Raw genomic sequence first — 22,921 nt, forward strand, 5'->3', positions numbered from 1 at the left:
ACCCCGCGATCTTGCACTTTTGGTCGGGATAAAGCCGACACACGCGACATTTCAGCGACCAAAAGTGCAAGATCGGCGGCGAGGCGCCGGGGTGTCGAATCCCCCGGCAAGTCTGGGAAGTCCTGGGAGTCTCAGGCAGTCCTGGGGCTCTCGGGGAGTCAGGGGGTCAAGGGGTGAGGGGGCGGCGGAGGGCCAGGAGGTGGACGTCGGGTAGGGGGGTCCAGTCCAGGTGGGGGGTACGGGTGAAGCCGTGGCGGCGGTAGAGGTGGTGGGCGGATTCGGCCAGGCCGTCGCGTACGCAGATGACCAGGGCGGTGCAGCCCAGCTCGGTGGCACGGGCGACGCACGCCTCGACCAGTGCTGCGCCCGTACCTCGGCCCTGTGCCGCCGGATCCACCGCCAGCATCCGGAACTCGGCCTCCCCGGGACCGCACAGTTCGGCGTACGGGCTGCCGGGCAGGACGAAGGTGACCGAGCCGAGCAGTTGCCCGGTGGCCGGGTCGGCGGCGACCAGCACCTCACCGTGCGCCGCCCGACCGGCCACGTCGGCCAGCACGTCGGCGTACCCGTTCTCGCCCTTGAGCTGCCCGTCCGCCTCGTACGCGGCGACGGTGAGCCGGGCCACGGCCGGATAGTCCGCCGGCACGGCCGGACGGACCAGCGGGCCGGTCAACCAATCACCGCGATCAGGTCGCCGTCCTGCACCACGTCGCCCTCGTTCACCGCGAGCTGCTGCACCACGCCGTCGGACTCGGCGACCACCGGAATCTCCATCTTCATCGACTCCAGGATCACCAGGGTCTCGCCTTCGGACACGGTGTCCCCGGCCGCCGCGACGACCTTCCAGACGTTGGCCACCATCTCGGCGCGGATCTCCTCGGCCATCTTCGGCCCCTTCCCTCGCGACTGCCTGCGACGTATCAAATCATGCGACGGCCGCCTGTGGGCCGGAGCAGCCCCGCCCGCGTTCGCCAGGAGCGGGCTCTAACATCAACAGGTCGGACCCTGGCGCCGGAAGGACCGGTGCGTGCACCGGCGCCGAGGTCGTGCGCAGGCGATCCGACCATCACGAGGAGGTCAGCATGGCGAAGAAGGCCCGCAAGAAGAAGGCCCGTAAGAAGAGCGCCGCCAACCACGGCAAGCGCCCCAACTCCTGAGCTGGCCCGCATCGCGGACCGGACAGGAAACGCCGATGACCCGGCTCGGGTCATAGCCGAAACGCCGGTGGCCCAGCTCGGGCCACCGGCGTTTGCGTACGAAAAGTGGGTCAGTCGGCCAGTTCGCGCGATTCGGTGCTCTCGAAGATGACGAGTTCGCTGATCCGTACCCGCAGCCGTTCGCGCAGTTCGTCAGGCGCGGACTCGTTGCCGCAACAGCGGGCCACCAGCGCCTTGACCTCCTGCTCGATGCCGTACTCCCGCAGGCAGGGGCCGCACTCGTCGAGATGGTGCCGGATCAGCGTCCGGCGCTCCTGCGCGCACTCCAGGTCGAGGTAGAGGTAGACCTCGGCGAGAACCTCACGGCAATCCGTCTCATGCGGATCTCCACAGCTCACGTCACACCTCCCGGCCACTGGCAGCGGCCGAACTCCGGGCCGACGGCGCGGCGGAGAAGCCGCGCTCCGCGGCATAGCCCTCAAGCAGCTTGCGCAGATTACGACGACCGCGGTGCAACCGTGACATGACGGTACCGATCGGCGTACCCATGATGTCGGCGACCTCCTTGTAGGAGAACCCCTCGACATCGGTGAGGTAGACCGCGAGCCGGAACTCCTCCGGCAACTGCTGGAGGGCCTCCTTGACGTCGCTGTCGGGGAGCCGATCCAGCGCCTCGGTCTCCGCCGAACGCAGACCGCTGGAGGTGTGCGACTCCGCCTCGGCGAGCTGCCAGTCGGTGATCTCGTCGGTCGGCGCCTGCACCGGCTGTCGCTGCCGCTTGCGGTAGGTGTTGATGTAGGTGTTGGTCAGGATCCGGTAGAGCCAGGCCTTCAGGTTCGTACCCTGCTCGAACTGGTGAAAGGCCGCGTAGGCCTTCAGGTAGGTCTCCTGGACCAGGTCCTCGGCATCCGCCGGGTTACGGGTCATCCGCAGCCCCGCCGCGTACAACTGGTCGACGAATGGCATCGCGTCCCGTTCGAACCGGGCCCTGCGCTCGTCCGTCTTCTCGGTGGTCAACCGCACATCCCCTCGGGTCGGATGCTTCCTCGCCGAGGATACGCGTCCAGACCTGCCGGGAGATTGGGTTCCGACGGGTGTGCCCGTCACCACCCTGGCCGGCGGCTCAGCCGCAGGCCACTCCGGTCCGGCCAACAGCTGCCTGAGCTGCGTGGCCTCCCGTTCGTCGCGCTCCCGGATCCGGAACTGGATCGGCACCGGTCACCCCCCTCGCACAGTGTTCGTCCGTGGGGTGCAACATCCGTCGCAGGTCCGGGCATTCCATCTCGCGTCCTCCCATTCCTGGTCCCGGCCGGGGGTGGGTGCACCACGGCCGGGACCGGGAAAGGGCCTGGGAGCCCGGTGCCATCCGAACCCGGGTGACACCATCGGGTGCAACGACCCGAACGGCAGCCGGAAACGGCGCGCTGCCTCAACCCGCCGCGAGCCCGATCCCGACAGCCCTGCGGTCAGTCCTGCGCCCAGCCGTGTCGGCGCAACCAGTCGAGCACCACCACAGCCGTGCCGGTCGGGTCGACCCGCAGGTCGTGGCGCTCCCCCGGCCGGATCACCACGTGCACCCCCGGAGCAGGTTCCGGCACGCCGAAGGGATCCCGGTCGCCGTTGACGACCAGGGTCGGCAGTCCGCTCGCCAGCTCACCGGCCCGACTGCGCTCCGGTCGCCCGGGCGGATGCAACGGAAAGGCAAGCGCGACCACCCCGACGGCCCCGACCGTGGTCGCGGTGCGGCAGGCCACCCGGGCCCCGCTGGACCGGCCACCCACCAGCACCGGTACGCCCGGCCAGCGGTCCCGCAGCACGGCGAGCACCACGCCCCACGCCTCGTCGAGGTGCCCGGCCGGTGCCGGCGCACGCCGACCGGCGACCCGGTACGGCTGGGTCACCCGAGCGACGATCACCCCGGCGGCCACCGCGGCATCGCGCAGCGCGCACAGGTCGGGGGCATCCACACCCCCACCCGCGCCGTGGCCCAGCACGAGCAGCGACCGGCCCGGTCCGGGTGGAGTGTCGATGTCCACCCGGGCCGGGCCACGCGGGGTCTGGATGATCTCGTCCTGCGGCACCGCCTCATTCTGCGGCCCCACCTCCCCAATGCGGGGCAGGCCTCGGCAGGAAGGGGCGCGCCGCGGTCACGGTCGAGGCGGCAGCCCGGTCCTCAGCGGGACGTCACCAGCGCGAGCAGTTGGTCGCGGACGGGAGGGCCCGCCTCGCTTGCCACATCGGGGTCCGGTTGGACCTCGTCACGCCAGGCCACCAGCATCGCCCGCCGCTCGCGGGGGGTGGTGCCGCCCCACACGCCGTGGCAGTCGCCGACCTCCAGTGCCCAGGCCAGGCACGAGCCCTGCACGTCGCAGCTGCGACACAACGACACGGCGGCGTCGGCCGGCTCGTTCGGCGCCGGAAAAAATGTCTCCGGATCGACGCTCTGGCAGGCACCTCTGGTGCGCCAGGCTTCATCCTGTCGACGCTCGCTCAGTGCCCGCAACAGTCGCGGATCACGCCGCGCAGCGGCTACCTCATGTGGACGGGGCATACGTGCCCGAGTCATCCACCCACCTCCCCCGTGGGACCAGCAAGATCGATGAATATCGCTCTATTTGAAGGGAGCGACACCCACCACCGGCGCTGTGTTCTATCGCACTTGTGCACATCGAGACAAGACTTCGCCGCGAAGTTGGCAGAACGATTTGCTGACCTTTCGTCCGCAACCGCGGCAAATCACTCCCGACAATGTGGGGGCGGACCGGTCAGAACAGGGTGACATCCACCTGCTCGGCCGCAGGCATCGACGGCACCCGGGCGATCAACTCAGGGCCGTCGTTGCGCACGTTGCCCACGCCCGGCCCCACCGGCCGGATCTCGACGCCGGCGAGCCACTCCAGCGGCGGCGGCGCGAGCAGGCTCGCCGGGTCGTCCGAGGGGCCCAGCCAGGTCGCCCACCGCTGGCGCGGCAGCAACAGCGGCATCCGGTCGTGCACCTCGGCCAACTCGCCGAGCGCAGCCGTGGTCACCACGCTGAAGGTCAGCAGCGGTCCGCTGGGAGCTTCCCAGACCGACCAGATGCCGGCGAAGGCGAGCACCGGATCGTCCGTCGAGGTCATGTAGTACGGCTGTTTCGAGCCGTCCGGCCGCCGGACCCACTCGTACCAGCCGTCGGCCGGGACCAGGCACCGGCGGCGGGCGAAGGCGGGAGCGTACGCCCGGCTGGTGGCCACCGTCTCGGCCCGAGCGTTGATCATGCGGGCGGCGTTGGCGGGTGACCGGGACCAGGGCGGCAGCAGGCCCCAGCGACCGCGCGAGAGTGCTCGGTGCCCCTGCGCGTCGAGCCGGACCAGGGGCACCGGATCGGTCGGCGCGACGTTGTAGTCGGCGACCAGCTCACCCTCGGTCTCGTCGGTGGCCTCGAACAGTCCGCTCAGCTCGCCGGAGCTCCGGGTCGTGGCGTACCTCCCGCACATGCCGCACACGCTAGCGCGCCGGCGACCGATTGCGATGTCCCGTCCACCGGGAGTGGTACCGGCGGCGGACGGACCGCCCGACCGCGACGCGGCAGAATGTAGTCGTGGGGAACCTGACCGCGACCCGGCCGCTACAGCCGTGGACCGCCCCGACCGCCAGCAATCCGGTCACGGCCTCGCTGCGGCTGCCCGGATCCAAATCGATGACCAACCGCGCCCTGGTGCTCAGCGCGCTGGCCGCCGGCCCTTCGACCCTGGCCAAGCCGCTGCGCGCCCGGGACACCGAGCTGATGGCCGGAGGGCTGCGGGCGCTCGGTGCCCACGTGTCGATCGCCGACGACGAGCGGTGGCTGGTCCGGCCGCACCGGCTGGTCGGCCCGGCACACGTCGACGTCGGGCTGGCCGGCACGATCATGCGTTTCGTGCCGCCGGTGGCCGGGCTGGCCGAGGGCCGGGTCACCTTCGACGGCGACCCGGCCGCCCGGACCCGCCCGCTCGGGCCGTTGATCGAGGCGCTGCGCTCGCTGGGCGTACGCGTCGACACCCCCGCCACCGGCAGTCTGCCGTTGGCGGTGCAGGGCACCGGCCGGGTCACCGGCGGTGAGGTCGTGATCGACGCCTCCGCCTCCAGCCAACTGGTCTCCGGTCTGCTGCTGGCCGCGCCGCGGTTCGACCGCGGGCTGGTGATCCGACACGTCGGCCCGCCCGTGCCCTCCGCGCCCCACCTGCGGATGACCGTGCAGATGCTGCGGGCCGCCGGTGCGGCGGTCGACGACAGCACGCCCGACGTCTGGGTGGTCGAGCCGGGCCCGCTGAGCGGCCGAGGCTGGGAGATCGAGCCGGATCTGTCCGGTGCGGTGCCGTTCTTTGCCGCAGCCCTGGTCACCGGTGGTGAGGTGACCCTTCAGGGTTGGCCACGCAGCAGCGCCCAACCGGTGGAGCGGCTGCGTTCGCTGTTGCAGCAGATGGGTGCGGAGGTCGCGCTGACCCCAGAGGGGCTGACCGTGCGGGGCACCGGCAGGGTGCGTGGTGTGCACGCCGACCTGTCGGACGTCAGCGAGCTGACCCCCGCGTTCACCGGGCTGGCCATGCTCGCCGACTCTCCCTCGGTGTTCACCGGCGTCGGCCACATCCGGGGTCACGAGACCGACCGGCTGGCCGCGCTGTCCCGTGAGTTCACCGCGCTGGGCGGGGACGTCACCGAGTCGGCCGACGGGCTCCAGATCCGCCCCCGGCCGCTGCGCGGTGGGGTCTTCCACACCTACGATGACCATCGGATGGCGCACGCCGCCGCCGTGGCCGGCCTGGCCGTGCCCGGCATCGAGTTGGACGACGTGGCGTGCACCTCCAAGACCATGCCCGATTTTCCGGCGCTGTGGTCGGCGATGGTGACCGGTAAGAGCTGAACGCAGAGACGGGAGCGGTCCTGGCGACCAAGCGGCGCGAGTACGACGAGGACGACGTACGGGTCCGGCCCGGCAAATCCTCCCGTCCGCGTACCCGCACCCGGCCCCGGCACGCCGACGCGCAGAACGGCTTCGTGATCGCGGTGGACCGGGGGCGGTACACCTGTGTGCTGGCCGCAGCCGCGCCGGACGCCCCCACCGTCACCGCGATGCGCGCCCGCGAACTCGGCCGAAAGTCGGTGGTGGTGGGCGACCGGGTCGGGCTGGTCGGCGACACCTCGGGCGCCCCGGGTGCGCTGGCCCGCATCGTCCGGATCGAGCCGCGCCGCTCGGTGCTGCGTCGTACCGCCGAGGACGACGCCAGCACCGCCGAGGGGCGGCTGGAACGGGTGGTGGTGGCAAACGCCGACCAACTCGTGATCGTCAGCGCGCTGGCCGACCCGCCACCGCGTACCGGCTTCATCGACCGGTGCCTGGTGGCCGCGTACGACGCGGACATCGAGCCGCTGCTCTGCCTGACCAAGGCCGACCTGGCCGGCCCGGAGACGGTGCTCGACTACTACACCGAACTGGAACTGCCGTACGTGCTGATCCGGCCGGACTCGTCGCTGGACGCGCTGCGCAGCCTGCTCGCCGGTCGGGTGTCGGTGCTCGTCGGGCACTCCGGGGTCGGCAAGTCGACGCTTGTGAACCGCCTGGTTCCGGAGGCCGAACGGGCGGTCGGCACGGTCAGCGCGATCGGCCGGGGCCGACACACCTCGACGAGTGCGGTGGCGCTGCGGCTGCCCGCGGTGGCCGGCCTGCCGGACGACCCGGGTTGGATCGTGGACACCCCCGGGGTGCGCAGCTTCGGGTTGGCGCACGTGTCGGCCGAGAGCCTGTTGCACGGCTTCTCGGATCTGGTCGAGGCCACCGTCGACTGTCCGGCGAACTGCTCACACAGCGCCGACGAGACCGAGTGCGCGCTGGCCGCCTGGGTCGCCGACGGTCGGGCCGACCCGCGCCGGCTGGCCTCGTACCACCGGTTGCTGGCCTCCCGGGCCGGTGAGACCGACCCGCGCGGTGCGACGAACCCCCGGGACGAGCCGGAGCACGATCCGCGCGGGCGGGCGGAGTGAGCGCGACCCACTCCGCCGGCGCGCCGCCGGCGTCGCTACGGTGCAACCCATGACCGGGTACGCCGACGACCTCGCCCTCGCCCACCGCCTCGCCGATGCCGCCGACGCCATCTCCACGGCCCGGTTCCGCGCCCTCGACCTGCGGGTGGAGTCCAAGCCGGACCTGACCCCGGTCTCCGACGCGGACACCGCAGTGGAACGCGAGATCCGCGCGCTGCTGGCGCAGCAGCGGCCCGACGACGGCCTGCTCGGCGAGGAGTACGGCGCGACGCCCACCGCCGGCACCCGCCAGTGGGTGGTGGACCCGATCGACGGCACCAAGAACTTCGTCCGGGGCGTACCGATCTGGGCCACCCTGATCGCGTTGCTGCAGGACGGCCGCCCGGTCGTCGGCGTGGTGTCCGCGCCGGCGCTGGGCCGCCGCTGGTGGGCGGCGCAGGGCAGCGGGGCGTACGCGGGCCCGACCCCCGACCGGGGCGAGGCGATCCGGGTCTCCGGGGTGCGCCAGCTGTCCGACGCGAGCCTGTGCTACTCGTCGCTGAGCGGCTGGGAGGAGCACGGCCGGCTGGAGCCGGTGCTCCAGTTGATGCGGGACACCTGGCGCAGCCGCGCCTACGGCGACTTCTACGGCTACATGCTGCTGGCCGAGGGTGCCCTCGACATCATGATCGAGCCCGAGTTGTCGCTGTGGGACGTGGCCGCCCTGGTACCCATCGTGACCGAAGCCGGGGGCATATTCACCGATCTGGACGGTCGTCCAGCCCCCGCCGGAGCCGAGACCAGCGCCGTGGCCAGCAACGCGATGCTGCACCCGGACATCCTCGAAAGGCTCGGTCGGCCGGCCGCGCGCTGACGCCCGGTAGCCTCTATCCTCGCCAGGTGGCTACCGCGAGTTGGTGTTTTCTGGCGGCGATGATCGTCGCGTACGGCATCGCCAACCTGTTGCAGTCGGTCGCCGCCGCTCGCACCACGATGCAGCACACCTTCGATCCCGGGCTGCTGCTGCGCCTGGCCGGGCATCGCGCCTATCTGGTCGGTCTGGTCTGCCAGGTGGGCGGGTTCGTGCTGGCCTTCCTGGCCCGCCGGGACCTGCCGCTGTTCCTGGTGCAGGCGAGCGTGGCCGCCGGGTTGGGCGTCACCGCCCTGCTGGGCGTGATCGTGTTGAAGTGGCGACTGCCGATGGCCGAGGTCGTCCTGTTGCTGCTGCTCTTCGCCGGGATCACCGCGCTGGTGCTCTCGGCGCAGCCGGCACCGTCGAAGCCACTCGGCACGGCCGGGGTGATCGCCCTGCTGGTGGCCCTGGGGGCGATCGCGGTGCTGGGCATCTTCGCGGTCCGGTTGCAGGGCGCGCCGGGCTCGGTGGCGCTCGGTTCCCTCGCCGGGTTGGGGTTCTCCGCCGCCGCGGTGGCCGCCCGACCGCTGGCCTCCGCGCCGACCTGGGACGCGTTCCTCACCGACCCGCTGCTGTACCTGCTCATCGGCCACTCGATCGTCGGCCAGCTGCTGCTGGGGCTGGCGATGCAGCGGGGTTCCACCACGGCGGCGGTGGCCGCGATGGACGCCGCCGGGGCGGTGCCCGCGGCGATCGTCGGCCTGCTGCTGCTCAACGACAAGATCTGGCCCGGCCGGGAATGGCTCGCCGGCACCGGTTTTCTGATCACCCTCGCGGCGGTCATCGGGCTCACCCGGTACGCCGAGCCGCAACACCATCACGCGGTCGCGCAGGAGACCACCCGGGCCGTGCTGGACGGCGGCGTGGGCGGCCGGCAGCTGCCTCTGGTGGCCCCTCGACTGGCCGAGGACCGGCTGTGCGACTCGGAGTCGACCGGCCCGGCTCAGGCCGCCTCGACCCAGGCCGCCTCGACCCAGGCCGCCTCGACTCAGGCCGCCTCGACCGGTTTACGCCGTCCGATCACCCGCTCGTAGAGCCGCTCCAGGGCACTCGCGGTCCGTTCCCACGTGTAGCTGCACCGGACCCGGTCGACGGCCGCGTGCCCGTACGCGAACCGACCCGCGTTGTCGGTGATCAGCCGGCGCAGGGTCATCCCGAGCGTGCGTACGTCGCCCGGCGGCACCAGCTTGCCGGTGACCTCGTCGACCACGGCGTCGGCGATGCCGCCCATGGCGTATCCGACCACCGGGACACCGCAGGCCATCGCCTCCAGGGACACCCGGCCGGCCGAGGAGTAGTGCGGGGTGCAGGCCACCACGTCGGCCGAGCGGTACCAGGTGGCCATCTGGTCGTGCGGCACCGCACCCACCAGGTGCACCTGGTCGGCCACGCCCACCCGTTCGGCCAGCTCGCGCAGCCGGCGGGCCTCGGCGTGACCGGCCAGCTGACCGGCCGGCGGGCCACCGGCGATCACCAGCTCCGCCTCGCCGACCAGGCGCATCGCGCGAATCAGGTCGTCCTGACCGTGGCCGGGCGACAGCCCACCCACCGAGAGGATCCGGGGGCGCTGGTCACGCGGGGCGGCCTCGCCGTCGGGATGGAACTGCCCGGTGTCCACACCGGTCGGCACCATCGCCACCGACATGCGTTGCAGACCCATCCGGGTCAGTTCCTCCACCTCGTCGTTGCACTGGGCCACCGCGATGTCCACCGCCCGGGTCAGCGCCCGCTCCAGCGGGATGCGGGTACCGGGTCCGTCGTAGCGCGGGCCGAGGTGCCGCAGTTGCTCCATGCCGAGCGAGTGGAACGTCTGCACGACGGGGATGTCGGTCTCCCGTACGGCGTGCGCGGCGGCCAGCCCGCCGATCCAGTAGTGACCGTGCACCACCTCGGGCGTCCAGTCGGTCGCCCACCGGTCGGCGAGCCACTGGCCGAACTCCGACACGTACGGCACCAGGTCGGCGGTGGGGGTCGGGGCTACCGGTCCGATCGGTGCCCGCTCGATCCGGTAGCCGTCGACCAGGTCGGTATCGGTGACGTCCGGATTGTCCCGTCGGGTGTACACCCGCACGTCGTGACCTCGTCCGGCCAGTTCGGCAGCGACCCGTGCGATGTGCTGGTAGGTGCCGACGACGGTCCCGTCGCCGGAGGTCGGCGCAGCGGCGTGGGCGCAGACAAGGCCGACGCGCATGGGTCACCTCCATGCGTAATTGAGCGGTGGTCCTCCGGTCAGAGCGTCCCATTAACCGGGGCCCGACGAGCCGAAACCTGGCAGATCGCCGCTGCTCGGCGGCGGCATGACCGGCGACACGGTGGGGTATCGGTACCCAATGCCTCTCGTTCGACCGATCAGCGACAGCACGGTGGTGATCACCGGCGCCTCCAGCGGCATCGGCACGGCGACCGCGTACGCCCTGGCCCGACGGGGATGCGCTCTCGTGCTGGCCGCCCGGACCGAGTCGGCGCTGCTGGCGGTGGCCCGGCGCTGCGAGGAGTTGGGCGCTCGGAGCCTGGTCGTACCCACCGACGTCACCGACCCGGCGGCGGTCGAGCGGCTCGCCGCGAGCGCGGTCGCCCAGTTCGGCCACATCGACGCCTGGATCAACAATGCCGCGGTCGGCGTGGTCGGGCTCTTCGACGAGATCCCGGTGGCGGAATTCCGCCGGGTGCTGGAGGTGGATCTGCTCGGCACCGCGTACGGCATGCGGGCGGCGCTGCCGCATCTGGATGCCGCCGGTGGCGGTGTGGTGGTCAACAACGCCTCGGTGCTGGCCGAGGTGGCGATGCCGTACCAGTCCGCCTACAACGCTGCAAAGCACGGCATCCGCGGGCTGTCCGACACGGTACGACAGGAGTTGCGGCTCACCGGTCGGGGCGACATCTCGATCTGCACGGTGCTGCCGGCCGCCATCGACACGCCCTTCTTCCGGCACGCCGCCAACCACACCGGCCAGGTGTTCGCACCGCCACCGCCGGTCTACCCGCCGACGATGGTGGCGGAGACGATCGTCCGGCTGTTGCAGCGCCCCCGTCGGGAGGCGTACGCCGGTGGTGCCGCCCGGTTGCTCGGCCTGCAGTGGCGGCTGGCCCCGGCGCTCACCGAACGGGTCCTCGCCTGGTACGCCCAGCGCACCCAGTTCGGCCCCGGCACGCCCGCCGACAGCAGCGGCAACGTCTTCCAGCCGGACGCGCAGGGCGTCCCGGAGGGCGGCTGGCACGGTCGCCGCCGTCAGGTGGTCCGGGTGACCGCCGCCCTCGGTCTGGCCGCCGCCGGCACCGCGGTCGGCACCGTCGCGGCGATGGCCCGCCAACGCCGTGACGTCCGGTGACGGCCTCGGCGTCCCCGATCGGCACCGACGATGCCGGTTACGGCACCGGGGCAGCGGGTAGTGGTGCAGGTATGCGCGAAGACGAGTACCCGACCCCGCTGTCCGACCCCGAGGCCGACGGTCTGCCCGACACCGCCGACGACGACTCGACGGCCGGGGACGACGTACTGACCGGACGGGAGGCGGACGGCCCGGCCCCCGCCCAGTTGCCCGGCGACCGCGTGCCGGTGGCGGTGGACGAGTTCGGCACCACCGCCGACGAGCAGCTCGACGGTGAGTCGCTGGACTACAAGCTGAGCCGGGAGCAGTTCGAGTTGCCGGTCGACGACCCGCTGGCCGCCCCGGTGGACCCGGACATCGCGGCCGAGGCGGACAGCCGGGAGCAGGCGGCGCAGGCGCAGCTCGATGCCGACGTGATGGACCCGGGCCCGACCTCCGACCCGAAGTCCCAGGTCTCCCTCTACGACCACGGGCAGTTGGGCGCGGGGGACGCCACGGTGGGTCGGCTGGTCCAACCGGACGAGGGCACGCACACCGACCAGGAGGCCGACGCCATCGCCTACGACGCGGGCAGCGCCGGTGGTGGGGCCAGCGCCGAGGAGTTGGCCGTGCACGAGACCCGCCCGCCGCACTCGGTGTGACGCCGACGCGCTACTCGTCCAGGCCGCGTTCGATCGCGTAGCGGGTCAGTTCGACCCGGTTGTGCAGTTGCAGCTTGCCGAGCGTGTTCTGCACGTGGTTCTGCACCGTACGGTGGGACAGGCCGAGCCGCTCGGCGATCTGCTTGTAGGACATCCCCTTTGCCACCAGCCGCAGCACCTCGGTCTCCCGGTCGGTGAGCCGGGGTGCGGTGTCCTGGCCCGGCTCCGGCCCACCGGCGGCGGCCAGCCGGCGGTACTCGCCGAGCACCAGCCCGGCCAGGCCGGGCGTGAACACCGGTTCGCCCGCCGCCGTACGCCGTACCGCGTCGAGGAATTCCGCGAGCGCGGCGGACTTGAGCAGATAGCCGGTGGCGCCCGCCTTTACCGCGTCCAGCACGCCCTGCTGTTCCCCGCTGGCGGAGAGCATCAGCACGCGGACCTGTGGCCAGGCGGCGCGCAGCCCACGGATCACCTCCACGCCTGAGACGTCGGGCAGTTGCAGGTCGAGCACCACCACGTCGGGGCGGGCGGCGGCCACCACCCGGACCGCCTGGCGGCCCTCACCGCAGCTGGCCACCACCTGATGGCCGGCCTCGGCCAGGTCGCGGGCCACCCCTTCGCGCCACATCGGGTGGTCGTCCACCACCATGACTCGTACGCCGCTCACGGGTTCCTCCTCCTCGACACGGTGAGTTCGACCTCGGTGCCGCTGCCCGGGACGGAGCTGATCGTGGCCGTCCCACCGAGGTCGGTCAGCCGGCCCCGGATGGCCTGGGCCACGCCGAGCCGTCCCTGGGCGACGGCCTCGGTGAGCCGGTCCGGGGCGAAGCCCGGTCCCTCGTCCCGGATCGACACGGTCACCGTCGAGTCCTCGTCCTCGACAAGCACCCAGGCCCGTCCGCCGCCGTGTCGGGCCACGTTGTCCAGTGCCGCACCGGTGGCGGCGGCCAGTTCGTGGGCCACCCGCGGGGGCAGCGGCACCGCGGTGGCGGGGGTGGACAGCGAGACGCTGGCCGAGGCGTACCGGCCGAGCAGTTCACGCAGGTCCACCGGCCCGTCGGTGGCGCGCGGCCCGGCGTCGGAGATCAGTGCGCGCAGGGCCGCCTCCTGCTCGCCGGCCAACCGGGCCAGCTCACCGGCCTCCCCGTCGAGGTGCTCGCCCCGGCGGGACACCAGGGCCAGCACCTGCAGCACCGAGTCGTGGATGTCCCGGGCCAGCCGTTCCCGTTCCCGGGTGGCCGCCTCCAACTCGACTGCCTGCTGCAACCGCTGTTCCGCGCGGACCGCCAACCGTGCCACGTGCCCGACCACCACACCGGCCAGCAACATCAGGATCGTGCCGTTGATCGCGGTCGGGGTGACCATGCCCCGGGTCACCAGGTCGGTCCCGCCGATCACCAACGCGGCGGTCACGCCACGGCGTCGGCCACCGGAGACGGCCCAGGCCAGCACCGGCCCGCTGAGCCAGGCGATCGCCAGCGTCGGCAGACCGGCGTCGAGGGCTTCCCGGCCCATCACCCACGGGGTGACCAGCAGGATCGCCACCACGAGACCCAGGTCGGCCAGGAGCAGCGGCCAGCCGCGCCGGGCCGGCGCCGCGTAGCCGAACGCGGTGACGACGGTCCAGGCCGCCATCACCAGGACCAGCGCACCGGCGGCGAGCGGGTGGGCGTACCGGTCCGCGTCGCGGGCCACGACCACGCAGACGTACGCCAGGGAAGCCACCCGGAAAACCGCGACGGCACGCCAGAGCGGGACCTCGAAACCACCGGGCGCGGGCACGTGCGTCACCATGCCACAAACGATCAGCCGGCACCTCGCCCCATGCGGCCCAATGAACCCTGACGTACGGTGGTAAATGCCGCGTAAACCTCCGCGATCTTCTGTCGGGACCGGGCCATGACGAACGCAGAACCCCCCACACCGCGTACGGTGGTGCCCATCGAACACGCCCTCCTGATCGCCGATGCCTTCGACCAGGCTCAGGTGACCGAGCTTCGACACTCGGTCGCCTCCTGCGCGTACGCTGCCGGGCTGCGCGACGATCGTCTCGACGACTTCGTGCTCGCCGTCAACGAGCTGATCACCAACGCCGTGCGGCACGGCGGGGGCCAGGGCTGGCTGCGCCTCTGGGCGGAGCCCGGTCAGCTGCTCTGCGAGGTCTCCGACCACGGCCGGGGCATCAGCGCCCAGCGACTCGACAACCGCAACCGGCCGACGCCCGACACGGCCGGCGGCTGGGGCCTCTGGCTGGCCCGCGAGCTGACCGACGCGATGGATGTCGCGACCGGCCCGGCCGGCACCACGGTACGCATCCTCACCGCGACAGTGGTGACCGAGCAGCACACCGGCCGGCACCGGCTGGACTGATCAGTCCCAGCGGTTGCCGGTCAGCTTCTCGTAGACGTCCACGTAGCGGGCGCGGGTGGCCTCGACCACCTCGGCCGGGACCTCGGGTGCCGGAGCCTGCTTGTTCCAGCCGCTGCTGGCCGCCCAGTCCCGCACGTACTGCTTGTCGTAGGAGAACTGCGCCCGACCGGGCTGGTACGACTCGGCCGGCCAGAACCGCGACGAGTCCGGGGTGAGCACCTCGTCGGCGAGGACCAGCGTGCCGTCCGCCGCCCACCCAAGCTCGATCTTGGTGTCGGCGACCAGGATGCCCCGCTGCGCGGCCAACTCGGTGCCGCGGCAGTAGACGTCGATCGTCACCTGACGCAGCCGTTCGGCGGTCTGGGCACCGACCTTGTCGACCACCTCGGCGAAGGTCATCGGCTGGTCGTGCTCGCCCATCGGCGCCTTGGTCGACGGGGTGAAGATCGGCTCCGGCAGGATCGATGCCTCGACCAGCCCACGCGGCAACTCGACACCGGAAACCGCGCCGGTGCGCTCGTACTCCTTCAGGCCACCACCGGTCAGGAAGCCTCGGGCGACACACTCGACGGGCACCATCTCCAGCCGACGGCAGCGGATCGCCCGACCGGCGAACTCCGCCGGCACGTCGGTCGCCGAGATGACGTGGTGGGGCACCAGGTCGGCCAGTTGCTCGAACCACCACAGCGACAGCGCGGTGAGCAGCTTTCCCTTGTCCGGGATCGGGGTCGGCAGCACCACGTCGTAGACGGAGATGCGGTCCGAGGCGACCAGAATCAGATCGTCGCCGTCGGCGTAGACGTCCCTCACCTTGCCCGAATGCAGAAGTTCCACGGCGACAAGTAGACCACGTGCCGCGCAGGCTGCCGAAAAGCAAGGGGCCCTCGGTGGAGGGCTGTGCAGGAGCCGGGCCCAGGTCAGCGCCGACGGCGCGTCATCCGGATCACCAGCAGCACGACCACCGCCACCACCGCCAGGCAGCAGAGCAGGCTCAGGAAGCCGAAGAAGCCACCACCACGCCGCCGTCGGGCGGCCTCGACGACCAGCTCCCCGGTCCCGGTCGAGGCCCAGGCGGCGACCGGAACGAACACCGACAGCACGACCACGCTCAGGAGCGTGCTGAGCCGCCCCCACCACTTGCTGAACGAAGACATGGGCTCATCCTCGCCGACGAGCGCAACCATGGTCGACAAACGGCACCCGTGTCGACGGCGGTGTCCTTTCGACGGCGGTGGCTTTGTCGACGGCGCGAGTCGACGAGACGACGATGGCCCCGGACCGAAGTCCGGGGCCATCGTCTGGCAGTAGCGGGGACAGGATTTGAACCTGCGACCTCTGGGTTATGAGCCCAGCGAGCTACCGAGCTGCTCCACCCCGCGTCGGTAGATTCAGCCTACCGCACCCACTGCTGCACCGATCACCCACCCCCAGCGTCGGCACGCAGTCGGTGCGAACACCGCCCACCGGGGCCATTCGCGCACCGCCGCGAGTCATGACCCGCATGCCCGCCGGAGCACCAGCGGGGCACCGACCCGAGACTCGGCACCGGACCCGAGAACGAGCCCGAAACGACGATGGCCCCGGACCGAAGTCCGGGGCCATCGTCTTGCAGTAGCGGGGACAGGATTTGAACCTGCGACCTCTGGGTTATGAGCCCAGCGAGCTACCGAGCTGCTCCACCCCGCGTCGCTAGATCCACCGTAGCGCACCACCCCTTGCCGCCGCAAAACGACGCCGAAACGGCCGCACGGCCCCGGCCACTCCCGCGGCCACCAGCGCCTCGCCACGGAACGCCGAAAGGCCTGCGGTGGTGATCGGAGAATCACCACCGCAGGCCTTCACGGTCGACGAACGTCAGCCGTTCGGTGTCGGGTCACCCGTGGGAGTCGCACCGCCCTGGGCGCCGCCTCCGCTGGCTGCCTGCTGCGCCTGCTGGAACGCGGTAAGCGCCTCGTCCAGCTCCTTCAGCGCCCGGCCGTACCGCTCGAAGTCGCCGGACGTCTGCGCGGCCCGCACCTCCGTGATCGCGGCCTGCACGCGGTTGGCGGCCGCGGCCAGGTCGCCGGTGAGCGGCGGCGCGTCACCAGCCGGTGGGGTGGCCGACGGGGTGGCCGATGGAGTGGCCGACGGCTCGTCATCGCCGGCCGGCGGCTCCTCGGTGGCCGGCGGCGGGTTGCCGGCGTTGGCCCGCTTGCCCTGCTCGACCAGTTGCTTGATGCCGTCGGTCGGGTTGTCGGCCAGGACCACGAAGGAACCGCCGTCACCGTAGGACATCAGCACCTTCTGCAGCAGCGGGTACGCGTCGGTCTGGTTGCTCTTGACGTAGACCGGCTCGACGTAGAGCATCCCGTTGCCGAACGGCAGGGAGAGCAGGTTGCCGTACTGCACCTGGGCCTGGTTGGAGGAGAGCAGGTTCAACTGCTGCCGGATGTTGGCGTTGTTGGTCATCTGCTGGTGCACCTGCACCGGGCCGGAGACCCGGGTCTGGTCGGGCAGCTCCAGCACCTGCAACCGGGGCTTCCCGTCCTGGTACGACCCGGAGATCAACGCCGCCAGGTTCTGCCGACCGTTCGGGGTGACCGCGCTGGTCAGCTGGAAGGTCGGCGCGGCCTGCTCGGGGAACTGGGTGTAGAGGTAGTACGGCGGCTGCTTGACCTCGCTGTCCGGCGCGTCCGGCACGTTCGGGACCTGCCAGAAGTCCTGCCCCGAGTAGAAGTCGCCGGGGCTGGTGACGTGGAACCGGGTGAGCAGGTTGCGCTGCACCTTGAACAGGTCCGCCGGGTAGCGGAAGTGGGCGGCCAGCGCCTCCGGGATCTCGGCGCGGGGCTTGATCAGGTCACCGCCGAAGGCCTTGTTCCAGGCCTTGAGCACCGGATCGTTCTCGTCGAACTCGTAGAGGGTGACCGTGCCGTCGTACGCGTCGACGGTCGCCTTTACCGAGTTGCGGATGTAGTTGACGTTCTCCCGGGCCAGCTGGATGGTGCCCCGGCCGGTCAGCTCGTCGGTGGTCTCCTGCTGGAGGTTGACCCGCTCGGCGTACGGGTAGGTCGCGGCGGTGGTGTAGCCGTCCACGATCCACTGCACCCGACCGTCGACGATCGCCGGGTACGGGTCGCCGTCCAGGGTGAGGAACGGCGCGACCTTCTCCACCCGGTCCCGCGCGTTACGCACGTAGAGCAGCTTGGAGTTGTCGTTGACCGCCTCGGAGAGCAGGAAGTTCGCCTCCTGCTCCTTGATCGCGTAGAGCAGTCGCCGGGTGAACGACCCGATCTCGACGCCACCTTCACCGGTGTAGGTGTAGTACGACTCGCGGCCCTCACCGCTCTCGCCGGCCGGCCGGTCGAACTCGGCGGGGTTGGCGTCCGCGCTGGGCTTGCCGACGATCGCGTAGTCGCTGTCGGACATCCGCTCGCCGTAGTAGATCCGAGGCTGGCTGGCCGGGATCAGGTCGCTGGGCGAGGAGCAGGACTCCTGCGCCCGATCACCGAGGAAGCCGGAGACGAAGTACGGCTGACCACCGCAGACCACCCGGTTGGCGGGAGCGGCCACCACCCCGTACCCGTGGGTGTAGACGGTGTGCCGGTTGATCCAGTTGCTCTGCTGGGCGGTCAGCTCGCCGTAGTTGATCTCACGTACGCCGACCACGTAGTCCTGGGTCTGGTTCTCGACGGTGTACCGGTCGATGTCCAGCTTCGGGCCGAAGTCGTAGAAGCCACGGACCTGCTGCAACTGGGTGTAGGTCTCGCTGACCAGCTGCGGGTCGAGCAGGCGGACGTTCGACACCACCGAGGTGTCGGTGGCCAGGCTCTCCGGCGGCGTCAGGTTGCTTGCCGCGTACGGCGTGTGTTGGGCGATGTCCAGCCCGAACGAGGCCCGGGTGGCCTGGATGCTGCGCTCGATGTACGGCGCTTCCTTGTCCCGGGCGCTGGGCTTGACCTCGAAGGTCTGCACCGCCCAGGGGTAGATGCCGCCGATCGCCACGGCGGAGACGCCGAGCAGCGCCAGCGAGATGCCCGGCCAGACCAGGTTGCGCATCCAGGCGTTGGAGAACACGATGATCGCGATCGCCACCACCACGGAGATGTAGGCGAGGATCTCCTTGGCCGGCAGCAGGGCGTTGATGTCGGCGTAGCCGGCGCCGTAGACACCCACGCCGTCGTTGTACTCCAGCAGCATCGAGCGCCGGTCCAGCACGTACGCGACCGCCTTGAGCAGGACGAAGACCGCGACCAGCGAACTCAGGTGAGCCCGCGCGGCGTTCGTCATCCGGTCGCCCACGCCCTGCAGACGCACCCCGCCGAACAGGTAGTGCACGGCCAGCGAGCCGATCAGGGCCAGCACCACGGCGGTGAAGCCGAGGCCGAGCAGGAACCGCCAGAACGGCAGCTGGAAGATGTAGAAACCGATGTCCGTGCCGAACTCGGGATCCTTGACGCCGAAGTCGCCGCCGTTGCGGAAGAGCAGCCACTGGTTCCAGCGGCTCTGCGCGGACAGGCCGGCGAACAGACCCACGATCGCCGCGGCCAGCGCGATCCACAGCCCGAGACGGGGGCCGAGCAGCATCCGGTAGCGCTCAAGCGTGGCCTGCTCCGGCGAGTGCGGTCGGTTGCGCGGTCGCAGTCGCTGCGCGAGCCAGAGGTTGCCCCCGACGATCACCGCCATCGCCGCGGCGGCGGCCAGGAAGAGCACCAGCCGGGTGACGAGCACCCCGGTGAAGACCCCTGTGTAGTCGACCTCGGAGAACCAGAGCCAGTCCGTCCAGGCCTGCACCCCCCAACCCAGCAGGGTGAACAGGACGAACACCCCGATCAGAACGCCGACCGTGACGCGTCCACGTCGGCTCATCCTCGGCAGGGGGCTGCTGCTACGCATGACCACTGTTGGCTCCGCACGCTCGATATGATCGGCACCGACCAGGCACCCAGAGTACGGGGTGTTCCTGCAAGCGTTCGCGCAAGGTCGCGTGGCGACTGCGTCAGGCGGTCGATCCGTAGCCGGGCGGCCTCCGAGTTTGACCTGGTCAGAGGCTTGAGCGTCAACGGTTGCGGGCGGTCACCGGACGATCTCAGCAGTGCGTCGGTTCGCCGCCGGAACGCATCGTTTCCAGCGCCGCCAATGCCTCGTCGAGCGAGCCCACCTTCACCAACGGCAGATCCGGCTGACGGTTGCGCACCGCCTCGGCACAGTTGGCCTCCGGCACCAGGAAGGCCGTCGCCCCGGCCTCCTTCGCCCCGACCAGCTTCTGCGGGATGCCGCCGATCGGCCCGACCTGACCGGAGTCGTCGATGGTGCCGGTGCCGGCGATGATCCGGCCGCCGGTGAGGTCCTCCGGGGTCAGCTTGTCGATGATGCCCAGAGCGAACATCAGACCCGCGCTGGGACCACCGATGTCCTTCAGGTCGAAGGAGAGGGTGAACGGGTGCGGCTGCTGCTGCCCGATGTCGACGCCGATGCGGGGGCGACCGTCGATCTCCCGGCTGGTGATCGTGGCGGTGTCGGCCACTCCGTCGCGGGTGAAGCCCACCCGCAGCGGCGTGCCGGCCGGCTTCGCCCTGATCAGTTCGGTCAGCCGGGAGGCCAACGGCACCGCCTCGCCGTCCACCGAGGTGATCACGTCACCCTCCTGGAGCAGCCCGGCCGCCGGGCCGTCGGCGGACACTCCCTTGACCACGACCTGGACCTCGTACCCGAGTTTGCGCAGCGCGGCGGTCTCCGCGCTGGTCTGCGAGACCTGGAAGTCCTCGGCGTTGCGCTGCTCGACCTGCTCCCGGGTCTCCCCCGGCGGGTAGACCAGCTCGCGCGGCACCACCGCCTGATCGTCGTCGAGCCAACCCTGGATGGCAGAGCGCAGCTTGACGTTGGGCTGCACGCCGACCGTGGTCAACCGGAGCTGACCGGTGGAGGTGGAGGTCTCCCGGCCGGAAACCTGAATCACCTCCTTGCCGTCCTCCTGCCCGAGAGTGTCGACGGTCGGACCGGGACCGAGCACCACGTACGGGACGGGTGCAGCGAGCACCCCGATGCTGAGCAGGGCGGTGAGCAGAGCACCGAGCAGGACGGTCACGCCTCGACGTCTCATGCGGCAGAGCGTACCGAGGCGGGACACGGCGTCCGGGCGGCACGACGGCGACTTCGCCCTCAGCGCAACAGCGGCGCGGGCCACCTGGGCTGCGGCACGCGTACCGTAGACGTCGTGCCTGATATTCCGTTCGGTTTCGCGCTACCGGGTGGGCAGCCGCCCGACCCCAACGACCCCGCGCAGATGCAGCAGTTCATGTCGCAGTTGCAGCACCTGCTCTCCGCGCCGGGAAGCGGGCCGGTCAACTGGGACCTGGCCCGTCAGGTCGCGGCCAGCCAGCTCGCCGCGGCAGGCGACCCGGCGGTCTCGCCGTACGAACGCAACGCCGTCGAGGAGGCGCTGCGCATCGCCGACCTCTGGCTGGAGCCGGCTTCCGCGCTGCCCTCCGGCATCCGGACCGTGGTGGCCTGGAACCGCAACGAATGGATCTTCAAGACGCTCGACGTCTGGCGCAAGCTGTGCGACCCGGTCGCCAGCCGGATGGTCGGCGCGATGGGTGACCTGGTGCCGCCGGAGGCCCGCGCCCAGCTCGGCCCGATGCAGTCGATGGTCGCGACGCTTGGCGGCGCGCTCTTCGGCGGCCAGCTCGGCCAGGCGCTCGGCTCGCTCGCCGCGGAGGTGCTCTCCGCCGGTGACATCGGCCTACCGCTCGGCCCGGCCGGCACCGCCGCGCTGATCCCGGCCAACATCCGCAGCTACGGCGAGGGCCTCGAACTCCCCGAGGACGAGGTACGCCTCTACGTGGCGCTGCGTGAGGCGGCGCACCAGCGGCTCTTCGAGCATGTGCCGTGGCTGCGCGGGCACGTGCTGAACGCCGTGGAGACGTACGCCGCCGGCATCCGGGTCAACCGGGAGGCGATCGAGGAGGCGATGGGTCGGGTCGACCCCACCGACCCCGAGTCGATGCAGGCCATCGCCCTGGAAGGCATCTTCACCCCGGAGGACACCCCGACGCAGAAGGCGTCCCTGGCCCGGCTGGAGACCGCGCTGGCCCTGGTCGAGGGTTGGGTCTGCCACGTGGTGGACGGCGCAGCGGCCGGCCGACTGCCGAACGTGGTCGCGCTGGGCGAGGCGTTCCGTCGGCGCCGGGCCGCCGGCGGGCCGGCCGAGCAGACCTTCGCCGCACTTGTCGGGCTGGAGCTGCGCCCCCGTCGACTGCGGGAGGCCGCGGCGCTCTGGGCGGCGCTCACCGAGCACCGGGGCATCGGCGGCCGGGACGCGCTCTGGGGCCACCCGGACCTGCTGCCCTCCGACGACGACTTCGCCGACCCGGTGGCCTTCGCCATGGCCGACGTCGACCTGATGACCGAGCTGGAGAACTTCGACTTCACCGCCCCCGGCGGCCCGGAGGAGAAGGCCCCGGGCGAGCAGGACCGTCGCGACGACGACCCCAAGGGCGGCGACACCCCGCCCTGACCACGGGGCACGCCTCCGCTCTGATCCGAGCCCTCCTGTCACCAGGATCACGCTCGCTGAGGGAAACCACGCTCGTCGTGCGCAAGATCACGCTCGCCCAACGACGCAAGATCACGCTCGATCCCAGATCGAGTGGCTTCGGGATGTCCTTGAGGCCCTCGACCTGGGATCGAGTGGATTCAGACCGCGTAAAGCTGAGTGGTGTCGCGCCAGGGGGCGTTCTTCACGCCGCGCCATCTCATGTTCAGGTTCTGCCAGGGCGGGTTGTTCAGCCGCTGCCGAGCTGGTGGCACACCGCGCGGGTGGTTCAGGCGCTGCCGGGCTGGCCGGCGCCGGACAGCAGGGCGCGGGTGTTCTCCCAGCCACCGAGGGCCGGGTCGAGCCGGGCCAGGTCTGCCGGACCGCGTAGCCGGTGCCAGGACGGGGTGACCGCCAGGTCGCCCGGGCGGGGTGCCACCGCGCGGACGGTCGCGGGCACCGTGGCGTCCAGGTCCAACGGCGGCAGCCAGGGCGGTACGGGTAGCTGGGCCGCCACACCCAGCAGACCGGCACCACCTTCGGCCGGGGCGACCGCGAGCGGACGGGTGGTCAGCGGACGCAACAGCTTGCCGATGGTGAGCCCCGGCAGGTCGGGAGCGTCCCCAGCGATCACCGCCACCTGTTCGTACGGCCCCGACGGCCGCTCGCCACCCGCCTCCTCCCCGGCACCGCCGACCAGCCCAGCACCGCCAGCCGGGGCGGTGGCGCTGGTCAGGGCGGCGAAGACGGCGTTCGGGGTCGGTTCGGGCACCTCGTAGACGCTGGTGCCGGGCCAGATCACGGCGTCGGCCAGCCAGCGGTCGGCCGGGGTGACCGCCACCGCGGTGTCCACCTCGTTGAGGGTGGCCAGCAGGTCCACCACGTCCTCGGCGAGCGCCGTACGCCAGTGCACCGGGTCGATGCCGGGCGGCGTCCAACTGATCGGCGCGAGCAGGGCCACCACCACACGTCGGGGCATCCTCCGACCCTACGCCGAGCCCGACCGACGCGCTCGAGGG

The 22,921-nt window shown here is 71.4% G+C and carries 23 protein-coding genes, 2 tRNA genes and 2 pseudogenes; 9 read left to right on the plus strand and 18 right to left on the minus strand.

Features of this window, described 5'->3' with window-relative positions; translation table 11 throughout:
* Window positions 1–166: 166 nt before the first annotated feature.
* Complete coding sequence (locus C1A38_RS14310) at window positions 167–673, minus strand: GNAT family N-acetyltransferase (protein ID WP_102658326.1); 507 nt, start codon at window positions 671–673, stop codon at window positions 167–169.
* Window positions 670–885 (minus strand): biotin/lipoyl-binding carrier protein, encoded by a 216-nt coding sequence (locus C1A38_RS14315; protein ID WP_102658327.1) that lies wholly within the window; start codon window positions 883–885, stop codon window positions 670–672. The genes C1A38_RS14310 and C1A38_RS14315 overlap by 4 nt, the downstream gene beginning before the upstream one ends.
* 197 nt (window positions 886–1,082) lie before the next feature.
* Between C1A38_RS14315 and C1A38_RS32600 the strand changes: the two genes are divergently transcribed.
* Window positions 1,083–1,157, plus strand: a complete 75-nt coding sequence (locus C1A38_RS32600) for a 50S ribosomal protein bL37 (RefSeq protein ID WP_370461611.1) — start codon at window positions 1,083–1,085, stop codon at window positions 1,155–1,157.
* Window positions 1,158–1,267: 110 nt separating this feature from the next.
* On the opposite strand, the gene rsrA is transcribed toward C1A38_RS32600, so the two are convergent.
* The 5 genes from rsrA to C1A38_RS14340 form a co-directional block, all read right to left on the minus strand.
* On the minus strand, window positions 1,268–1,555 hold the full coding sequence (rsrA, locus tag C1A38_RS14320) for a mycothiol system anti-sigma-R factor (RefSeq protein WP_013735734.1): 288 nt from the start codon (window positions 1,553–1,555) through the stop codon (window positions 1,268–1,270).
* Between the two features lies 1 nt (window position 1,556).
* The gene (locus tag C1A38_RS14325; RefSeq protein WP_275409877.1) at window positions 1,557–2,372 is read right to left on the minus strand and encodes a sigma-70 family RNA polymerase sigma factor; all 816 of its coding nucleotides are present in this window, start codon (window positions 2,370–2,372) and stop codon (window positions 1,557–1,559) included.
* A 251-nt stretch (window positions 2,373–2,623) separates the two neighbouring features.
* On the minus strand, window positions 2,624–3,238 hold the full coding sequence (locus tag C1A38_RS14330) for an alpha/beta hydrolase family protein (RefSeq protein ID WP_102658378.1): 615 nt from the start codon (window positions 3,236–3,238) through the stop codon (window positions 2,624–2,626).
* 92 nt (window positions 3,239–3,330) lie between these two features.
* Window positions 3,331–3,723: a WhiB family transcriptional regulator gene (locus C1A38_RS14335; protein ID WP_102658328.1), complete on the minus strand. Its 393-nt coding sequence runs from the start codon at window positions 3,721–3,723 to the stop codon at window positions 3,331–3,333.
* Between the two features lie 199 nt (window positions 3,724–3,922).
* Window positions 3,923–4,633, minus strand: a complete 711-nt coding sequence (locus tag C1A38_RS14340; RefSeq protein ID WP_102658329.1) for an SOS response-associated peptidase — start codon at window positions 4,631–4,633, stop codon at window positions 3,923–3,925.
* A 104-nt stretch (window positions 4,634–4,737) separates the two neighbouring features.
* On the opposite strand from C1A38_RS14340, the gene aroA reads away from it, so the two are divergent.
* The 4 genes from aroA (at window position 4,738) to C1A38_RS14360 (ending at window position 9,083) form a co-directional block, all read left to right on the plus strand.
* Window positions 4,738–6,039, plus strand: coding sequence for a 3-phosphoshikimate 1-carboxyvinyltransferase (gene aroA / locus C1A38_RS14345; RefSeq protein WP_102658330.1), 1,302 nt, complete (start codon window positions 4,738–4,740; stop codon window positions 6,037–6,039).
* Window positions 6,040–6,173: 134 nt separating this feature from the next.
* On the plus strand, window positions 6,174–7,157 hold the full coding sequence (gene rsgA / locus C1A38_RS14350; RefSeq protein ID WP_102658331.1) for a ribosome small subunit-dependent GTPase A: 984 nt from the start codon (window positions 6,174–6,176) through the stop codon (window positions 7,155–7,157).
* Window positions 7,158–7,206: 49 nt separating this feature from the next.
* Window positions 7,207–8,010, plus strand: coding sequence for a histidinol-phosphatase (hisN, locus tag C1A38_RS14355; protein ID WP_102658332.1), 804 nt, complete (start codon window positions 7,207–7,209; stop codon window positions 8,008–8,010).
* A gap of 59 nt (window positions 8,011–8,069) precedes the next feature.
* A complete protein-coding gene (locus C1A38_RS14360; RefSeq protein ID WP_102658333.1) occupies window positions 8,070–9,083 on the plus strand; it encodes a DMT family transporter in 1,014 nt (337 codons plus the stop codon).
* On the opposite strand, the gene C1A38_RS14365 is transcribed toward C1A38_RS14360, so the two are convergent.
* The gene (locus C1A38_RS14365) at window positions 9,038–10,240 is read right to left on the minus strand and encodes a glycosyltransferase (protein WP_102658334.1); all 1,203 of its coding nucleotides are present in this window, start codon (window positions 10,238–10,240) and stop codon (window positions 9,038–9,040) included. The genes C1A38_RS14360 and C1A38_RS14365 overlap by 46 nt on opposite strands.
* Before the next feature lie 139 nt (window positions 10,241–10,379).
* Here C1A38_RS14365 and C1A38_RS14370 point away from each other — a divergent pair, with 139 nt between their 5' ends.
* Entirely contained in the window at window positions 10,380–11,378 is a 999-nt protein-coding gene (locus C1A38_RS14370) for an SDR family oxidoreductase (protein WP_233196828.1), read from the plus strand.
* Window positions 11,379–11,449: 71 nt separating this feature from the next.
* The gene (locus C1A38_RS14375; RefSeq protein ID WP_102658379.1) at window positions 11,450–12,019 is read left to right on the plus strand and encodes a DUF5709 domain-containing protein; all 570 of its coding nucleotides are present in this window, start codon (window positions 11,450–11,452) and stop codon (window positions 12,017–12,019) included.
* A gap of 10 nt (window positions 12,020–12,029) precedes the next feature.
* On the opposite strand, the gene C1A38_RS14380 is transcribed toward C1A38_RS14375, so the two are convergent.
* Together C1A38_RS14380 and macS are read right to left on the minus strand one after the other, a co-directional pair.
* Entirely contained in the window at window positions 12,030–12,668 is a 639-nt protein-coding gene (locus C1A38_RS14380) for a response regulator (protein ID WP_102658380.1), read from the minus strand.
* A gap of 14 nt (window positions 12,669–12,682) precedes the next feature.
* Window positions 12,683–13,813 (minus strand): MacS family sensor histidine kinase, encoded by a 1,131-nt coding sequence (gene macS, locus C1A38_RS14385; protein ID WP_102658336.1) that lies wholly within the window; start codon window positions 13,811–13,813, stop codon window positions 12,683–12,685.
* A gap of 105 nt (window positions 13,814–13,918) precedes the next feature.
* Here macS and C1A38_RS14390 point away from each other — a divergent pair, with 105 nt between their 5' ends.
* A complete protein-coding gene (locus C1A38_RS14390) occupies window positions 13,919–14,389 on the plus strand; it encodes an ATP-binding protein (protein ID WP_102658337.1) in 471 nt (156 codons plus the stop codon).
* On the opposite strand, the gene C1A38_RS14395 is transcribed toward C1A38_RS14390, so the two are convergent.
* From C1A38_RS14395 to C1A38_RS14420, 6 genes are all read right to left on the minus strand, one after another.
* Window positions 14,390–15,223, minus strand: coding sequence for a phosphoribosylaminoimidazolesuccinocarboxamide synthase (locus C1A38_RS14395; RefSeq protein ID WP_102658338.1), 834 nt, complete (start codon window positions 15,221–15,223; stop codon window positions 14,390–14,392).
* 83 nt (window positions 15,224–15,306) lie between these two features.
* Window positions 15,307–15,543 (minus strand): hypothetical protein, encoded by a 237-nt coding sequence (locus C1A38_RS14400; RefSeq protein ID WP_102658381.1) that lies wholly within the window; start codon window positions 15,541–15,543, stop codon window positions 15,307–15,309.
* Window positions 15,544–15,694: 151 nt separating this feature from the next.
* Window positions 15,695–15,768, minus strand: a tRNA-Met gene (locus tag C1A38_RS14405).
* A 233-nt stretch (window positions 15,769–16,001) separates the two neighbouring features.
* A tRNA-Met gene (locus C1A38_RS14410) sits at window positions 16,002–16,075 on the minus strand.
* A 168-nt stretch (window positions 16,076–16,243) separates the two neighbouring features.
* Window positions 16,244–19,261, minus strand: a complete 3,018-nt coding sequence (locus C1A38_RS14415) for a UPF0182 family membrane protein (protein WP_199180206.1) — start codon at window positions 19,259–19,261, stop codon at window positions 16,244–16,246.
* A 193-nt stretch (window positions 19,262–19,454) separates the two neighbouring features.
* The gene (locus tag C1A38_RS14420) at window positions 19,455–20,468 is read right to left on the minus strand and encodes a YlbL family protein (RefSeq protein ID WP_043721852.1); all 1,014 of its coding nucleotides are present in this window, start codon (window positions 20,466–20,468) and stop codon (window positions 19,455–19,457) included.
* A gap of 114 nt (window positions 20,469–20,582) precedes the next feature.
* Here C1A38_RS14420 and C1A38_RS14425 point away from each other — a divergent pair, with 114 nt between their 5' ends.
* On the plus strand, window positions 20,583–21,884 hold the full coding sequence (locus C1A38_RS14425) for a zinc-dependent metalloprotease (RefSeq protein ID WP_199180207.1): 1,302 nt from the start codon (window positions 20,583–20,585) through the stop codon (window positions 21,882–21,884).
* 307 nt (window positions 21,885–22,191) lie between these two features.
* Here C1A38_RS14425 and C1A38_RS32605 read toward each other — a convergent pair.
* Both C1A38_RS32605 and C1A38_RS32610 read right to left on the minus strand, forming a co-directional pair.
* Window positions 22,192–22,551: pseudogene (locus C1A38_RS32605) on the minus strand (hypothetical protein); the annotation flags it as partial.
* Between the two features lie 95 nt (window positions 22,552–22,646).
* Window positions 22,647–22,881 (minus strand): annotated as a pseudogene (locus C1A38_RS32610) (hypothetical protein); the annotation flags it as partial.
* Between the last annotated feature and the right edge of the window lie 40 nt (window positions 22,882–22,921).

It is taken from the genome of Verrucosispora sp. ts21 (assembly GCF_002879555.1).
Classification (GTDB): domain Bacteria; phylum Actinomycetota; class Actinomycetes; order Mycobacteriales; family Micromonosporaceae; genus Micromonospora; species Micromonospora gifhornensis.

Coding starts and splice junctions, on each gene's coding strand:
- C1A38_RS14315 (WP_102658327.1), bottom strand. CDS start 885: ATGGCCGAGGAGATCCGCGCCGAGATGGTGGCCAACGTCTGGAAGGTC.
- C1A38_RS14335 (WP_102658328.1), bottom strand. CDS start 3,723: ATGACTCGGGCACGTATGCCCCGTCCACATGAGGTAGCCGCTGCGCGG.
- C1A38_RS14340 (WP_102658329.1), bottom strand. CDS start 4,633: ATGTGCGGGAGGTACGCCACGACCCGGAGCTCCGGCGAGCTGAGCGGA.
- hisN (WP_102658332.1), top strand. CDS start 7,207: ATGACCGGGTACGCCGACGACCTCGCCCTCGCCCACCGCCTCGCCGAT.
- C1A38_RS14360 (WP_102658333.1), top strand. CDS start 8,070: ATGATCGTCGCGTACGGCATCGCCAACCTGTTGCAGTCGGTCGCCGCC.
- C1A38_RS14365 (WP_102658334.1), bottom strand. CDS start 10,240: ATGCGCGTCGGCCTTGTCTGCGCCCACGCCGCTGCGCCGACCTCCGGC.
- C1A38_RS14370 (WP_233196828.1), top strand. CDS start 10,380: ATGCCTCTCGTTCGACCGATCAGCGACAGCACGGTGGTGATCACCGGC.
- C1A38_RS14375 (WP_102658379.1), top strand. CDS start 11,450: ATGCGCGAAGACGAGTACCCGACCCCGCTGTCCGACCCCGAGGCCGAC.
- C1A38_RS14380 (WP_102658380.1), bottom strand. CDS start 12,668: ATGGTGGTGGACGACCACCCGATGTGGCGCGAAGGGGTGGCCCGCGAC.
- macS (WP_102658336.1), bottom strand. CDS start 13,813: ATGGTGACGCACGTGCCCGCGCCCGGTGGTTTCGAGGTCCCGCTCTGG.
- C1A38_RS14390 (WP_102658337.1), top strand. CDS start 13,919: ATGACGAACGCAGAACCCCCCACACCGCGTACGGTGGTGCCCATCGAA.
- C1A38_RS14400 (WP_102658381.1), bottom strand. CDS start 15,543: ATGTCTTCGTTCAGCAAGTGGTGGGGGCGGCTCAGCACGCTCCTGAGC.
- C1A38_RS14415 (WP_199180206.1), bottom strand. CDS start 19,261: ATGCGTAGCAGCAGCCCCCTGCCGAGGATGAGCCGACGTGGACGCGTC.
- C1A38_RS14420 (WP_043721852.1), bottom strand. CDS start 20,468: ATGAGACGTCGAGGCGTGACCGTCCTGCTCGGTGCTCTGCTCACCGCC.